At 47.6% G+C, this 15,768-nt stretch carries 10 protein-coding genes; 4 read left to right on the forward strand and 6 right to left on the reverse strand.

Translation table 11 applies throughout. From position 1 onward, the window contains the following. Positions 1–279: 279 nt before the first annotated feature. Together MN202_RS13950 and MN202_RS13955 are read right to left on the reverse strand one after the other, a co-directional pair. Complete coding sequence (locus MN202_RS13950; protein ID WP_335736743.1) at positions 280–4,581, reverse strand: RHS repeat-associated core domain-containing protein; 4,302 nt, start codon at positions 4,579–4,581, stop codon at positions 280–282. An 85-nt stretch (positions 4,582–4,666) separates the two neighbouring features. Beyond that, on the reverse strand, positions 4,667–7,000 hold the full coding sequence (locus MN202_RS13955; RefSeq protein WP_335736744.1) for a TonB-dependent receptor domain-containing protein: 2,334 nt from the start codon (positions 6,998–7,000) through the stop codon (positions 4,667–4,669). 304 nt (positions 7,001–7,304) lie between these two features. Here MN202_RS13955 and MN202_RS13960 point away from each other — a divergent pair, with 304 nt between their 5' ends. Next, positions 7,305–9,425, forward strand: a complete 2,121-nt coding sequence (locus MN202_RS13960) for a TonB-dependent receptor family protein (RefSeq protein WP_335736745.1) — start codon at positions 7,305–7,307, stop codon at positions 9,423–9,425. Between the two features lie 39 nt (positions 9,426–9,464). Here MN202_RS13960 and MN202_RS13965 read toward each other — a convergent pair whose 3' ends face one another. Further along, complete coding sequence (locus MN202_RS13965) at positions 9,465–10,169, reverse strand: 2OG-Fe(II) oxygenase (protein ID WP_335736746.1); 705 nt, start codon at positions 10,167–10,169, stop codon at positions 9,465–9,467. A gap of 12 nt (positions 10,170–10,181) precedes the next feature. On the opposite strand from MN202_RS13965, the gene MN202_RS13970 reads away from it, so the two are divergent. Both MN202_RS13970 and ggt read left to right on the forward strand, forming a co-directional pair. Further along, positions 10,182–10,577: an acyl-CoA thioesterase gene (locus tag MN202_RS13970; protein ID WP_335736747.1), complete on the forward strand. Its 396-nt coding sequence runs from the start codon at positions 10,182–10,184 to the stop codon at positions 10,575–10,577. Positions 10,578–10,681: 104 nt separating this feature from the next. After that, complete coding sequence (ggt, locus tag MN202_RS13975) at positions 10,682–12,406, forward strand: gamma-glutamyltransferase (RefSeq protein ID WP_335736748.1); 1,725 nt, start codon at positions 10,682–10,684, stop codon at positions 12,404–12,406. On the opposite strand, the gene MN202_RS13980 is transcribed toward ggt, so the two are convergent. The 3 genes from MN202_RS13980 to MN202_RS13990 form a co-directional block, all read right to left on the reverse strand. Continuing rightward, the gene (locus tag MN202_RS13980) at positions 12,403–12,954 is read right to left on the reverse strand and encodes an acyl-CoA thioesterase (protein ID WP_335736749.1); all 552 of its coding nucleotides are present in this window, start codon (positions 12,952–12,954) and stop codon (positions 12,403–12,405) included. The two genes, ggt and MN202_RS13980, sit on opposite strands and share 4 nt — an antisense overlap. A 108-nt stretch (positions 12,955–13,062) precedes the next feature. Then, the gene (locus tag MN202_RS13985) at positions 13,063–13,713 is read right to left on the reverse strand and encodes a hypothetical protein (RefSeq protein ID WP_335736750.1); all 651 of its coding nucleotides are present in this window, start codon (positions 13,711–13,713) and stop codon (positions 13,063–13,065) included. A gap of 2 nt (positions 13,714–13,715) precedes the next feature. Further along, complete coding sequence (locus tag MN202_RS13990) at positions 13,716–14,492, reverse strand: MipA/OmpV family protein (protein WP_335736751.1); 777 nt, start codon at positions 14,490–14,492, stop codon at positions 13,716–13,718. 146 nt (positions 14,493–14,638) lie between these two features. Here MN202_RS13990 and MN202_RS13995 point away from each other — a divergent pair, with 146 nt between their 5' ends. Continuing rightward, entirely contained in the window at positions 14,639–15,766 is a 1,128-nt protein-coding gene (locus tag MN202_RS13995) for a sensor histidine kinase (RefSeq protein WP_335736752.1), read from the forward strand. Positions 15,767–15,768 lie beyond the last annotated feature (2 nt).

The following is a 15,768-nucleotide window of genomic DNA, read 5'->3' on the forward strand; positions in this document are numbered from 1 at the left end:
ATAAAAAAGGCCTACAGAAGTTATTCTGTAGGCCTTTATATACCAGCCTCTGGATCGGTCAACTGATCTGAAAAATTCTTATCTGATCGGCATTAGCGATAAACGCGGCTTTTTTAGATCACTTACTTTGAAAAAACTTTTGTGTAGTCTTGTTCATTTTTCTATTTCGAGTCTTTATAAAGACTCCAATCGTAAAACTAATAATGTCGTTAGTAAGACAAAAAACACTACAGCCAATATTAGATTAATAATCATCCAAGGCTTCATTTTTCTCATCTCTTACTCACAGTACTCATTTGCAAATCGGCCAAGAGAGTTACCACTTTGATCAAAGTACTCGTTAACAGATTGAATATGACTTCCATGGTCAAAAAACTGTGTAGTCATACTACCTTCAAGAATTCTGTTGTAAGGAGTAGCACCTGCTCCAGACAACCCCGATGCGCCATGTATTAAACCAACACTATAGCCTACGGGACCTGACCATTTTCCAATAGCTTCAGGTACCCGTAGAAAAGGTACTAAAGTTGATACAGCACCAATAATCGCTGCTTGACCATAGCTATTCACTGCGGACATTTGATTATATTCGCGATTTAGCCTATCAATTTGTGTTTGATTTAGTTGAAGCTTTTGAGTTTTGAATATTTGACTATCTTTTCTTGAGGGCATTGAGCAAGAGCAAGCGTCAAGCCCTCTAGGATCGAAAGAATTAACCGGATTTCCACCAACATACTCATAAGTGTTAAATCCACCGGCTAAGCCAATTGGATCACTTTGGGTATAACGTCCTAGGCTCGCATCATAGTACCTATTCCAGTTGTACCACAGGCTGGTTTCGGTATCGTAATACTGGCCAGGGAAGCCAATATTCAGCCCACCGATGCTGTTAATGGTAACTTCACGGTCAAAGGCTTTATTATGCGCCCGCCATACTATAGATTTACCGGAGTTGGTAGCCACTTCGGGCCGACCGAGGTGATCATTATGAATAAAATACAGCTGATTGTTATAGATTAAGCCGACGAGCCGGCTGGCAAACCAGATATATTGCTTGGATAGCGCAGTGCCATTGCTTGCGGTTTCACCCAGTAAAGTACCATCGGCTAGATAAAGGTAGTTAAAATTACCCTGCGGGCCGGTTTTACGCACCCGCTGGTTCAGCACGTTATAGCTATAGCTGGTAGTACCTGCCGATGTTACAGAGCTTTTTTTGCGATTAAAGCCGTCGTAGCTATAGCTTATGGTGCCGCCGGTTCCGGTTTTCTGCGTTAGGTTACCAACTAAATCATAGGTAAAGCTTTTTGCATTAACGCCGGTAATACTGCTTAATCGGTTATTACTACTGATGATGGCATACTGGCTGTTACCGGCAGCTGTGGTATGACGGCTGCGGTTGCTGTTAGCGTCATAGAGCAAGCTGTTGGTATTACTGCTGGCGGTAGCTTTTATCAGCCTGAATAAGCTGTCGTACTGGTAGCTGGCAGATAATGCGCTGGTAATGCCGTTACTGATACCGGTGATCTGGTTATTGCGGTCATAGCTATAGCCAAGCGATTGTATTCCGCTGGTGGTTATTCCGCTAACACGATAATCCAGATCATGCGGTGTGCTGCGGCTTAGACCATTGCCATAGCTCCAGCCGGATACAGGGCCATAGGCATAATAGGCAATATTATTTGCAACTGTATAAGTAGTGCTCCCTATTTTGGCTTTTACAGTTTTTACCCTGCCTAAGGTGTCGTATTCATACAGTGCCTGGTTACCACCGGGGTAGGTGATACTGGTGGTCCGCCCTTGCGTATCATAAGCCCAGCTTGAGATATAACTGGCACCATTAATTACCGTAGTCTGGCTGGTTAATGCGCCTTCTTTGTTGTAGCTGTAACTGGTTGATGTACCTGTATCTGTTACGCTACATAGCCTGCCTTTGCCATTGGTACAGTTATCATAAGCCCAGCTTTGTGTCTGGCTGCCGGAAACGGCTTTGATAATACGCCCGGCGTTATCATAACTGTAAGTGGTTGCTACAGCATTGGCACGGATTTTTTTGGTGAGCTTGCCAGCAGCATCATATTGGTACTGAGTAGTGCCTGTATCCGGGCTGACCAGACGCAGTAAATTACCGAAGCCATCATAATGATAGCTGGTTTTACGCCCGCGAGGATCGGTAACTTCTGTCAGATTACCTGCCCGGTCATAGCCATAAAGCGTATTGTTGCCATCTGCGTTAGTAGACTTACTTAGCTGATTATGGGCGTTATATTGATAATGGGTTGTATTACCCAAACCGTCTGTTGCCTCAATCAAATTGCCGTTATTATCCCAGCGATAACTGAAATGCTGATTATAGTTACCTTGCTGCTCCAACAAGCGGCCCAGTTCATCTGTCTGTTGCCTTTTACTGTATTGTAGACTGCCGCCAGTAAGATACCGCAATTCTTCCTGCATCCCGGCAGCGTTGTAGCTGTATTGTTGTTCTATCAGATTGCTACTGGTGCCATGACCTATTTTGCTGATATTGCCGTTGTTGGCGTAACTAATACGCTCTGTTATACCTGCGGCGGTTTTCTGGGTTATCCCGAAAGGGCCATAAGCGTAGCTTGCAGTGCGGGTTGTAGTACCGCTTTGTTGCTGGTTGATTAGCCGCCCCCTGGCATCATAAGTCAGGTTAACAATTAAACCATTGGCATCTGTCATTCTGCCCGGTAAGCCCAGCGCATTATGGTTGCTATAACTAGCCATATGACCTAACGCATTTGTGGTACTTAATAAATAGCCCTGAGCATTATAGTTTTGGGTAATTTTATCAGCTGAACCTGCCAATGGCCCATCAATAATAATTTGCGAAGGCAGTTTATTGCTATGAAAACTGTAGCTATAACCTATTGCACGGCAGCTATTGGCTGTGCCGATATTACTGCGATTACAATGATTGATACTCTGTAACCGGTGTTTGGCTGCATGGTTGTCAGGGTAATAGTTATACAAGGTTTCATCAACCGGTTCAGACAATGAAGCGCCAAAGCGCTTAATTGATGCAGGCCGTAACGGGTTAGTTAACCAGCTATACTGGGTAATTCGCAATTCTTGCGGATAGCCGGTTTTTATCCCATTACGTTCTTCAATCAACTGGTTACGAGTATTATAACTGTACTCTTTTCTAACACCTTGCCAATCCTCTTCCCAGCTGATTCGCCCGCGATCATCATAACCTGTTTTTGCAACCGCATCTGGGCAGCTCTGTACACCGTTACGCTCAATACGGATTAACTGTTTGGTATTACTGTCATAAATGTGCTTGCTGTGTGCGCCATTCGAATTAGTTACCAACGTATAATCGGTGCCATACTGAAATTTAGTACTATGGCTGCCATCTGCTCTTGCACTGTCAACAACCTTCCTGCCGTTATATTTATAGCGGCTATAACGAATGTCATTGTGAGAAATACCGGTTAGTAAGTCAGCTGGGGCGCCATTTTCGCCGTAATGGTATGTACTGTTTCCGGTATTCTCCGGGTAAGTTACTTTAACCAGAGATCTACCATTGTACTGGTAGTTATAGCGTTTACCCGCTGGGTCAGTTACACCAACAATACGCTGATTATCCCAGTGGAACTGAATAAACCTGCCGGAAGTATGGGTGACTCTGTCTAAGCGGGAATTGCTTAGGTAGCGAAAAGTCCAACCGATACCGCTTGCATCAGACTTGCTAAGTATTACGCCATATTGACTGTAGGTTTCGCTAGATCCATCGTCAAATGTGAATGTCCATAGTTTGGTATTGAAATTGTATGTAGACCATGGTTCAGCAGCTTCCAAAGTTCGCGAGCCGTCAGGCAACACTCGCTCAACTGCTACAACCGATATGTCGTCAGAATCTTCTAGCCAATCGTAACAATTTCCGGTACCACGCAAGCATTGCTCGTATCTTGGATTTGTTGCGTTAAGACGCTCATAAGTTATGTTTAAGTGGTAACTGAAGTTATGCTGCCATCTGTCGCCAATTCCGGCTGAGATTGAACCATTTTTGGAATGATAATATCGGGTAAACGCTAGAGGCATGTTCTCGGTAGAATCGATAAAATCTGTTTCAACTTGATATTTCGCGCCAGTTGCTATAATGACTGGGTTTCCTGCAGTTTCACATTGATTCTGCTCATCTCTATTATCAGGCTTCTTCGGTACGGTTATAGTAAAAGGAGGTAAATGCGGAGATGCAATAAGCTGATCTCGTAATCCATGCATCATGTCATTAATGAATTCTGACGGATCTAATAGCTCCCCAAACAGGTCTTTAGGAATAGTACCCTTTACAACAATTCGTTCAACATCATCTTCTACACCATCGCCGTCACAATCGAAAGAGCCGAGATCAATATCGCACCGCAGACCAATAGGAATGTTAGGGTTATTGTTCTCGATACACATTGAAGCTTCCATGTATGATCGGCTGGTTGGTACACAATGGGCTGGTATACCGTGGGCAGAAAACACATCTTCATATGTTATAGCGCTAACAACAGGAGATAGTGTCAGAGCTGCAAAACCCAACACTCCTTTATAAAGGTAAATTTTCATTTATTCCTCATATGCATTAATTAATTAACATTTTTTCTTAAAAAAAACCGCAGATTTCTCTGCGGTAATTAATCTTTCTGTAGTTTCAGAAACGGTAGTTCAGACTAACCCACAAACTACGTGCTTTTTCGGTAGTGTTGTAGTCAGAAGTACAATTGTAGGTGTCTTCTGTATCTGCCAATAAGCACGTGCGACTTGATAAGTCGTCATCCAGCAAATTGTTAATGCGAGCGCTAAAGCTTAACTGATCAGAATACTGATAACGGGCGCCGAGGTGCAGAAGCTCGTAAGCCTTGTAGTATTGCTTGATAGTTTCAGGCCCTGTTGGCCCGCTGACATTAGCCGTGCCGCGGAAACGTTCACTACGGACTTCACCAATTAGCTGCAGGCTCAGTTCATCCCGCAATTGCCAGTTTAGCGTGGCATTAAGCATATTTTTCGGCGTGCTAACTAGCGGTAAGCCGGCATCACGACCACTTTTTACTTCGCTGTCAGTGTAGGTGTAGTTGGCACTTATGCTAATAGTATCTGTGAAGGCATATTTACCTGATAGCTCTACACCACGAGTTGCAGATTTGTCTACGTTTGCTGCCTGAGTAAAGCGGTTATAGCCTAGTTCTGCCCAACCTGGGCCAATGTCAACGCACGGCGTGCCGGCTGCAACGGTTTCGCAGTTTGGCAGGTTATCCTGATTAATAATTTTGTCTTTAAAATCGTTGTAAAACAGTGTGATATTTCCACTAAAGGCGTTGCCGTTGTAATAAGCGGCAATTTCATAATTCACGCTGGTTTCGGGCTGCAAATCTGGTGTACCGACAAAAGGACTAACGCCCTGACCACCAAAACCAGTAATGCCGGCAAACAACTGATTTGGTTTAGGCGCTTTATAACCGGTGCTAACACCGCCTTTAATAGTCCACAGATCTGTTGGACGGTAATTCAGATACGCGCGGGGACTGAACTGACCGCCGAAAATATTGTGATCATCAAAACGTCCACCCAAGGTAGCGGTGAACTGTGGATGGAATTCCCAGCTGTCTTCAGCAAAAATTGCCAATTGACGATGTGTCTGGCTGGTGCCGTCGCGGAAACCGTCGCCATACATACCAAAAACGCCATCTTCCATCTCGGCATTCAGGTATTGAGCGCCGATGACAAAATAGTGATCCTGATATTGTGACTCTAACTTAGTGTCAATAATCAGGTTATCAATCTTCAGTGTTCGGGTCGGCCGTGGCAAAAACTGTGTTTGCAATAATGCTTGTAGTTCTGCGGTCATCTGAGGCTTGCTGACAGCTTGATCTATAGCCGCCTGATCCCATATTTGTTGCAAGTCATTACGTTCTTCGACTGTCAGCGGTAAAGAGCGGCCAAAGTTTTCACTGCGGCTTTGTGTAATACTGCTGGTTAAAGTGCCAAAGCCAAACCGGCCAACGTGCGCCAAAACAAATTGTTCGCGCTCGACCCGCTGATACGGCGTATAACCAACACGGGGCTGAATAACGCCCGTACCGCTGGCACGCCACAGGCTGACCGGGCTGTCCAGGGTGCCGGTTTGCCCCTCAGTATTGTCATAGCGTTGTTTGGCGATATCGTATTCCAGACTGATAAGCTGTTCCTCATTAATCGCGTAGTTTAAGGTTGCTCCCAGATTCCAGTTTTTAGCAGCAACAATCTTTTTGTCACCAAAGCTACCTTCATCAACCCAAGTAGAGCCGTCCGGCAAGGGAAGATTTTCGCTGTAGGTAGGCTCGCTTTCATCGCGATTATAAATACTGCCGCGCAGCGCATAAGTCAGGCCGCTTACTCCGGTAGGTCCGGTCAGGTAGAAGTCGGCTTTTTTATCGTCACCGTATTGGCTGTCTTGTTGCAGGTTGCTACTGACGGAAATACTGCCGTGGCTGCTATCCATCTGTTTACGGGTGATAATGTTAATTACACCGCCGATAGCGTCGGCACCATATAACGTTGACATAGGCCCACGCACTACCTCAATGCGTTCAATAGCTTCCAGTGGAGGCATATACATAAACTGGCTGTTGCCAAAATTATTTGGGCCAATATCACCCACGTCGCTCTGACGACGACCATCAATAAGTACTAAGGTGTAGTCAGATGGTAAACCGCGCATGGTAATACTAATATTGCCATTTTTATCTTGGCCACTACCGACATCGATGCCTTCTATATCGCGTAAAGCGTCCGCAAGGCTGGTAAAAGGTTTGTTTTGTAAGTCTTCACGTGTAACTACTGAGACGCTTGCTGGTGCATCCACCAGCTTTTGTTCAAAACCCGACGCCGTTACAACAATCACTTCCATATTGTAATCCGGTGCGGCGGCAGCCAACTCTGCGTTAGCAGACGGTAGAGTGAACACAGCAGCGACAGCGCATGCCAGCGCGGTAGGACGAAACAACATTTTAAACTCCTTTAACGGTGATTATCGGGCGCCAGGCCAGACTTAATGTAAAGCTATGTAAATAATGCGGCGAATGATAATTATTATCATTATTAAGATCAATCATTATTGAGTAGTTATTTTTGCGCTATAAAATGCGGATAATTTAGTTAACTTTTATTTATCATTTTTGCCGGCCAATACCGCGCAGCAATATTTGCCCCGAACCCCTTACAGGTACTGAGTTTAAATGAGATTGATTCGTGTTTTTTACTGTGTTCTAATTGCGCGCATCTTAGCTTATTTGTTAATAAACGGAGTTTTTATGGCCAGATTATCCCTCAGCATGCTGTCTGTGGCGGTTATGTCAGCTTGTACTGTGGCAGCAGAAGCAGAATTAAGCAGCATAGAGCGTGTCAGTATTATTGGCTCAAGCCAGGCTGCGAATGCAGTACCGGGCGCTGCCAGTTATATATCTCAGGACGAGTTGGAAGCCTTTAATTATTCTGATATTTCGCGGGTGTTAGGCACAACTCCGGGCGTGTACGTGCAGGAAGAAGACGGCTATGGGTTACGGCCGAATATCGGTATGCGTGGCACTGGCACCGGCCGTAATGACAAAATTACCGTGATGGAAGATGGTGTACTGATAGCACCGGCACCTTATGTAGCACCTGCGGCTTATTATTTTCCCACCAGCGGCCGCTTGGAAGCGATAGAAATCATTAAAGGCTCGTCGGCAGTAAAATATGGCCCCCGTACGACCGGCGGCGTGTTAAATTTGGTGTCGCGCAGTATTCCGCAAGCTGCCTTTGCCGGTCGCTTTGATGCTGCACTGGGCCAGGATGGCTTTCGTAAACTGCATGGCTTTGCCGGTGGCGAAGGCGAAAACTTAGGCGCTGTGCTCGAGGGGTATCATTACGGTGCTGATGGTTTTAAGCAATTGCCCAATGGCGCTGATACCGGCTTTGAGAAAACCGACGTACTGGCTAAAGTTGCCGGCCGGTTTGGCAACAATAAAGCACATAAGTTGCTGTTAAAGCTTAGTTATGCCGACGAAACCTCTGACGAAACCTATGCTGGCTTAACCGATGCCGATTATCAGGCTGCACCGTATCGCCGTTATGCCGCATCACAAAACGATGTAATGAACACCGAGCACAAAGGCTATCAGTTTAGCTATCAGTATGATTTGGCCAACGGTGCGCAATTTAGCGCTACCGCCTATTTAAATGATTTCAGCCGCAACTGGTATAAGGCGAATCAGGTTGGTTTGTCGCATTTACAGGCTTATTCAGCCTTTGAAGCTAACCCGACTGCAGACGGTATTAATGTCAGTGTGCGGGCTAACAATCGTAACTACGAAGCTAAAGGGATCCAATCTGAGTTTGTGTTGCCACTGGCTAACCATCAGCTGACCTTTGGCGGGCGGCTGCATCGCGACGAAGAAGACCGTTTTCAGTGGGATGATGTCTATCGCTTACAGCAAGACTTAACGATGACGCTGAGCACTGCCGGCGTGCCGGGTACCCAGGACAACCGTGTTGCCTCGGCCGAAGCCCTGGCTTTATATGTGCATGACGAATGGACACTTGATAACCTGGTTGTTAGCACAGGTTTACGCTACGAAGATATCGAAACTGAAACCGAAAACTGGAACCGGGCGCCGGTTCGCAGTGGTAATTCTACCGTGCGCACCGCCAGTAGTTCTATCCTGTTGCCGTCACTGGGCGCAACCTACCGGTTAAATGATGAACTGGTGTTACTGGCTGGCGTGCAAAAAGGTTTTGCCCCGGCAGCACCGGCGAATGCAGAGCAAAAAGAAGAGCACAGTATTAATGCCGAGGTTGGTTTACGCTATCAGCAGGGTGAACGACGCGGCGAATTGGTATTTTTTAGCTCCAAATATGACAATATGCATGGTAATTGCACCGCCAGTGTAGGCTGTAATCCAAACAATATCGGTGATCAGTACAATTTCGGCGAAGTGTTGGTAAATGGTGTTGAGTTCAGCAGCCAACATGAATACCAACACCAGCACTACCGTGTGCCGGTAAAACTGAGCTACACCTTTACTGAAAGCCAGTTCCGTTCAGACTTCAACAGCGGCATTTTTGGTGCTGTGTCTGATGGTGATCGCATGCCTTATGTGCCTAAGCATCAGGCCAGCCTGGAAACCGGAATGGTGGCACAGCGTTATTCATTGCTGGCTCGTATCCGCTATGTGTCTGCTGCACACGCCAGTCTGGACGATGCCGGTATAGATGCGATTGATAGCCGTACTGTGCTGGATGTATCGGCAAAATACCAACTGGCAACTAACCAGCAGTTGTATGCCAATATCGACAACCTGTTGGATAAAACCTATGTCGCTAACCGCGCTAATGGTGGTATTCAACCGGGTAAACCCAGAACCTTTTCAGTGGGTTACCGCTACGATTTTTAAACCGAGCAAACAAAAAAGCCCGTCAGGGCTTTTTTTGTTTTAGCGTGCCGGCCGGCCATAAATTTGCTCGGCAGTATTAAATAATATCCAGCTGGTTAAAATATATTTGTCGTTTGACACCGGCACGCAACCACGATGGGTATGGGTAAAGTAGGCCGGTGCTATAACCATGCGGCCGGCTTTTGGCTGTATACTTTTGTTTTGATAATAAAATTCAGTCTGGCCGCCTTCAGCCACATCATTTAAATAAAACATAAACAGCAAAGCGCGGTGCAGTGGCTCTGTGCTGCCTTGTTGCGGGTACACCTCGCTGTGCCAGTAACCATAATTACCGACACCAGCCTGATATTTTTGTGCCTGTACATTACCAATACGAAACAGCGCACGCATAAAATCCATGGTTTTTGGCTTACCCAGTTCCGCAAAGTTGTCATGGGTAATAGCCGTAGGCTGGCCGGTTTGTGGATGGGCTATGGTCAGGGCCATAGGGCCAATTAAAGCGAAATGATACTTTTGCAAATATTGGCAAATATAGTGGGTGGTGGCCTGCCACACTACCTGCAACAAGGGCTGATATTCGGCATGCTGATACAGATATAAATCGGTACTGATTTTTTTGCTGGTGTCCACGCCTGCGCCGGTACGGCCGGCTGTAGTGTGCGGGCTTTGCTGAAACACCTCGATTAGCTGTTGGCAAAATTCGCTACTTAAGGCATTGTCATACACTTCAATAAAATCAGTCATAAGGTTTCCTGTATGTGGCAAGAAGTTATTACGCCGCGCTTTGCTGACACCGATGCGCTGGGGCATATAAACAATACGGTGTTTGCCGTGTGGTTTGAAGGCGCAAGGCTGCCTGTTTTCAAAATTTTTACACCAGAGCTTAATTTACAACACTGGCCGCTGATTGTCGCCAGTGTCAAACTGGATTATCACGCCCAAACCCATTACGGCACTGAGGTTGAACTGCGTAGCTTTATCAGCCGTATAGGTAGCAGCTCTTTTGATGTGTATCAGGAAGCCTGGCAAAACGGTGTTAAAACCGTGTCCGGCACTGCGGTAATGGTGCAGTTTGATTACCTAAGCAGTAAGGCTATAGCCATTACCGCCGGGCAAAAACAGCAACTGCAGCTGCATCTGCACACTATATAGCCACCGCAGTATCAGCATCATTGGTCGTAAAGCCATGGAGCGCCTTGCCAGTGCAGGTTAAGGTGCTACAGCGTGATCTATAACAAGAATAAGCGGAGACCCAAATGAAACGTCTGTATAGCTATGTCGCTCTATCGCTTGGCCTGTTGTGTGCCAATGCTGCCTACAGTTTTGACCGTATTACCGGCCAATCTTTTGCCAGCCGTTCTGAAGTTATCGCCTCCGAAGCCATGGCGGCGACCAGCCAGCCACTGGCTACCCAAATAGCGTTGGATGTGATGAAGCGTGGTGGCAATGCCATAGATGCAGCTATAGCTGCCAATGCGGCTTTGGGGTTAATGGAACCCACCGGCAACGGCATTGGTGGTGACTTATACGCTATGGTATGGCATGCCAAAAGCCAGAAACTGTATGGTTTAAATGCCTCGGGCCGCTCGCCGCTGGGGTTAAGTTACGACATGCTGGCAAACGAGCTGAAAAAGCTGGGCCGGGATACGATACCCGCGCACGGCATGCTGCCGATAAGTGTACCCGGCGCGGTAGATGGCTGGTTTGAACTGCACAGCAAATTTGGCAGCTTGCCAATGACCGACATTTTACAGCCGGCAATCCGCTATGCCGAGCAGGGTTTTCCGGTGAGTGAGTTAATTGCCTATTACTGGCAGCGCAGTGTGCCGGTGCTGAGCAAGCAGCCGGGTGATTTTAGTGCTGCTTTTACGCTGGATGGCAAAGCGCCGGCTAAAGGCCAGATTTTTAAAAATCCGGCCCTGGCCAATACCTACAAAGCCATTGCCAAAGATGGCCGGGACGCTTTTTATAAGGGCGATATTGCCGTAACGATTGACCGTTTTATGCGTGCCAACGGCGGTTACTTGCGCTTTGCTGACTTTGCGAATCATCGTTCGGACTGGGTAGAACCGGTAGGGGTAGAGTATAAAGGTCACACCCTGTGGGAGTTGCCGCCGAATGGCCAGGGCATTGCAGCGTTGCAAATGCTGCAAATTCTGAAAAATTATGATTTAAAAGCCAGCGGTTTTAATACGCCGCAAAGTTTACATTTGTTGGTAGAAGCTAAAAAGCTGGCCTTTGAAGATAGGGCAAAATTTTATGCTGATCAGGATTTTAATAAAGCGCCGGTCAAAGGGCTGATTTCTGAGCAATATGGCCGCGAGCGGGCCAAACTGATTGGTGACAAAGCGGCAAAACGGGTAGATGCCGGTAACCCGGCGTTGTATCAGGGCGATACGATTTATATGACCACCGCTGATAAAGACGGCAACATGGTATCGCTGATCCAAAGCAATTATCGCGGCATGGGCTCTGGCGTAGTAGTGCCAGGCTTAGGTTTTGTATTTCAGGACCGTGGCGAAATGTTCTCGATGGACCCTCAGCATGCCAATGCTTACGCGCCCGGCAAACGGCCTTTTCATACGATCATCCCGGCTTTTGTTACTAAAGATGATAAACCGCTTATCAGCTTTGGTGTGATGGGGGGCGCTATGCAGCCCCAAGGCCATGTGCAAATTCTGGTGAATATGGTGGATTACGGTATGAACCTGCAAGAAGCCGGCGACGCGCCGCGCTGGCAGCATTTGGGCAATACCGAGCCGACCGATGCCAGTGACAAATACCTTGAGAATGGCGGTTACATTGAAGTAGAAAGCGGCGTGCCATACGAAACCGCGCGTGAGTTAATGCATAAAGGCCACGCGGTACGCTATGGTTTAGGCGGCTATGGTGGTTACCAGGCCATTATGCGTGATCATGCCAACGGCGTTTGGATAGGCGCATCAGAATCACGTAAAGACGGCCAGGCAGCGGGCTATTAAGCCAGCTGCACCTGTACTTGATAATTGGCGGTGATCTGCGCTATGGCTTGCTGCATATCACCGTCAAAATCGGCGCACAGTTCAGCGTAGCTGTGGCGCAGTTTTAAGCGCTGGGTGGTTTTAACAAAGCGCAGTACTTCTTCTTTGCTGGTGAGTATCAGCCGCGGCACCCGGGCATTGTTGCCCTGCTCATCTTTGGCAATCATGGTAAAGTATGAAGAATTACAATGCTTTACCTTGCCAGTTTGGATGTTTTGCGCTTCAACCCTAATGCCCACCACCATAGAGCTGTTGCCAACAAAAATAACCGAGGCTTTCAGCGTTACCAGCTCGCCCACTTCAATCGGGTTTAAAAAATCGACCCGGTCAACTGAGGCGGTAACGCAGTATTTGCCGCTGAATTTTGAGCCGCTGGCAAAGGCGATTTGGTCCATCAGCGACAATAAATAGCCGCCATGTATTTTACCGCTGAAGTTTGAATGCGACGGCAGCATCAACTGCGATAACGTAACGCGGGAGCTGCTGCTTTTTTTATACGCTTCGTTCATAAAAACCTGTAACCGCTAGCTAACATTAGCTGTAGCAAAGCGCAAATATGGCTTGCTGTCAAAGCTTTATCGTAGCTGGCTTAGCGGATATAAACCGTTAAGCCCTGCCTATTGCGGTATTAATGCAATGCGGCCATGGCTACCGACAACCAGTAAATAGCTGTAGCCGAAAGAGGCATCACACAAGTCGATGGCCTGTTCATTAACGCGTAAACCACCGTCACATTGGGTTACCGACAGGTAGTCGGATACAGTACCAAGCTGCAAACGGACCGTCTGCGCCTGCTGCCGCGCCTCCAGTGATGCCGCTGTAGCAAATAGCCGGATGCGGATCACGCCAGGCTGATTCGACGTGCGTTGTTCTATCAGGCTATGCGTCAATGCTTCGCCAGACATCCAGGCTAGCCAGTGATAACGATGTTTCCGTTTCACCTTATAAGTTTGGCTGTAACTGCCTTTGCCACTGTAAGGTGCATGCACATAAAAGCTCACCTGCCGGCCGCTATTATGTTCATGGCTAATAAGTGTGCTGTCTTGCTGCTGCGCCAGGTGGGCAACCTTATATTTGTCCTGGTATGGCTTGCGTTTTTCGCCATTCAGTTCCGCATTGGCCATATAAAAATCCAGTTCCAGCGTGGTGGCATTACTTAATTGATACTCTGCTTTGTAATAGTCGCTGCCAAAATTTGCCGTTTCCACATCTTCTTGTGAGCAGGCGCAAAGCGTTAGCACAGCCGCTGCCAGTATTAACGTTCGCATATCTAGAATTTCCTGTAGCTAATAAACAGCATAAATTGTGTGGTAGATGACGCATCGACCAGGGGGCTGTGCCGGATGCTGTCATCCAGCCGGGTATGCATAAGCTGGGCGTTCAGCACCCAGCGCTGGGTAAAGGGATAGATAAGTTGGATAGCTGCCTGATAGTTGCTAGCCGCATCAGCCTGATAGGCGATGCGCCCGACGGCAGGGTTAACATTATGCGGTTGGATACCGTACAGGGTGTCGGCATATTTACCGCTTAACCACTGAATGCCGCCACCTATACGTAGCTGAACGCCACGGCCGCTGTGCCACAGCGGATACAGGTAGCTGATGCTGGCAGTAGCCCCTTCAGACTTGGCGGAAATATCCTGTTGTACTGAGCCGCTAAAATGCTGCCAGTTAACATTGAGCCGGGCGGTAATTTCAGAATCGGGTGCTCTATAGCCGGTGAACACCGGATCATCTGATAACTCGTTGTTAAAACTAAACAGGTTGTCATAGCCTTCGTCGCGGTAGTCCAGCCCGGCAGACACCAGCAACTGCCAGTTTTTCGGCGTTAAGCGGTATTGCACTATGCCGCTGTTGACGCCAAAACGCCAGCGGCCATACTCGGCATCGATATAAGGCAAAACCGCATATTGCAGCGGCATTTTTTTCCACGGCGTGTCAAAAACAACGGCACCGCCGCCTACCGATAAAGACCAGTCATCGGCCTTTACCTGAGCCATGCACAGCAGGTATAACAACACATTTAGCCACATTAACGCTTTTTTCATAGCTGACGCTCCTTGATAACAGAGTGTTCAGGCTAGCGTTGCCAGGCGGGGCTGGCATGTGTCAAATGTCACGCTAAAGCTTATGTGGCAATTATCATGACTTTTGCCCTATGCGGCACCATTGGCTACCGTGCGATACTAAGAAGATGAAACGAGTTAACCGATTAAAAAACAAAGTGTTTGAGTTGGGGTTAGGTATTCTGACCTGGGGCTTTGTCAGTTTTATATCGCTATTTTACTGGCAATCCGGCGATACCAACTTTCAGCACCGGCTTGATGTCGGGCCAGCGTCGGTGGTTCTGGTGAGTATGCTGCTGGCTGGCTTTCTGGCAGGATACTTATGGCGCCTGCTGGGCCGGGGCTATATCTGGTGCGGACCCTTTTTACAATTTGTCTGTTTGCTGGTGTTGATGTGGCTGTTTCCCAATGGCCTGATGTTGGTATTGGGTATTATGCTGGTGGCGCATTTGGGCGAATTATTTAAACCGCCGCTTTGTGTGTTGATTTGTATTTTTATACCCGTGGTTAACTTTTTATTGTCGCCGCTGCAGTATGGCCTGGTGAATACGGCGCTGTTTATCACGCTAAACCTGTTTGCCTTGCTGGTATCCAGCCGGCTGGAGGTCGAGCGCAAAGCTAAGGAAACCAATGCCCATTTACTGCGCGAACTACGGGCGACGCAAAACCTGCTGTCCAGCACAACGCGGCGGGATGAAAGGTTGCGCATAGCCAGGGATCTGCATGATGTATTGGGGCATCATTTAACGGCGCTCAGTATTCAGTTAGAAGTGGCCAACCAGATAAGTCGCGACGGTGCCCAGCTGCATATCCAGCGGGCGCAGGAGCTGGCAAGATTACTACTGTCAGACGTGCGTGCTGCGGTAGCTGACATCCGACACAGTAATCCTTTAGATATTATCTCTGCAATTCAAACGCTTACTCAAGATTTGCATAGCCTGGATATCCGGCTGACGGTGGCAGACGAGCTGGTTATTACCGATGCCAGAGTAGCGGAGGCATTGTTTCGTTGTGCACAGGAAGCCATTACCAATGTTTTGAAACACAGTAACGCCAGCCAGTGTCAGCTGCATTTGCACAAAACAGACGGGCAGATAACGTTGCAGGTTACAGATAACGGCAGCAATAACAAGGCGGCAATACCCGGCCACGGTTTAACCGGTATGCGTGAGCGCCTGAGTAACCTTGACGGTGACCTTAAGTTTACTAATGACAGAGCCGGCTTTCGTTTGATTGCCAGCATACCGGATAGTTAAAA

The organism is Rheinheimera muenzenbergensis (genome assembly GCF_036984005.1).
GTDB lineage: Bacteria > Pseudomonadota > Gammaproteobacteria > Enterobacterales > Alteromonadaceae > Alishewanella > Alishewanella muenzenbergensis.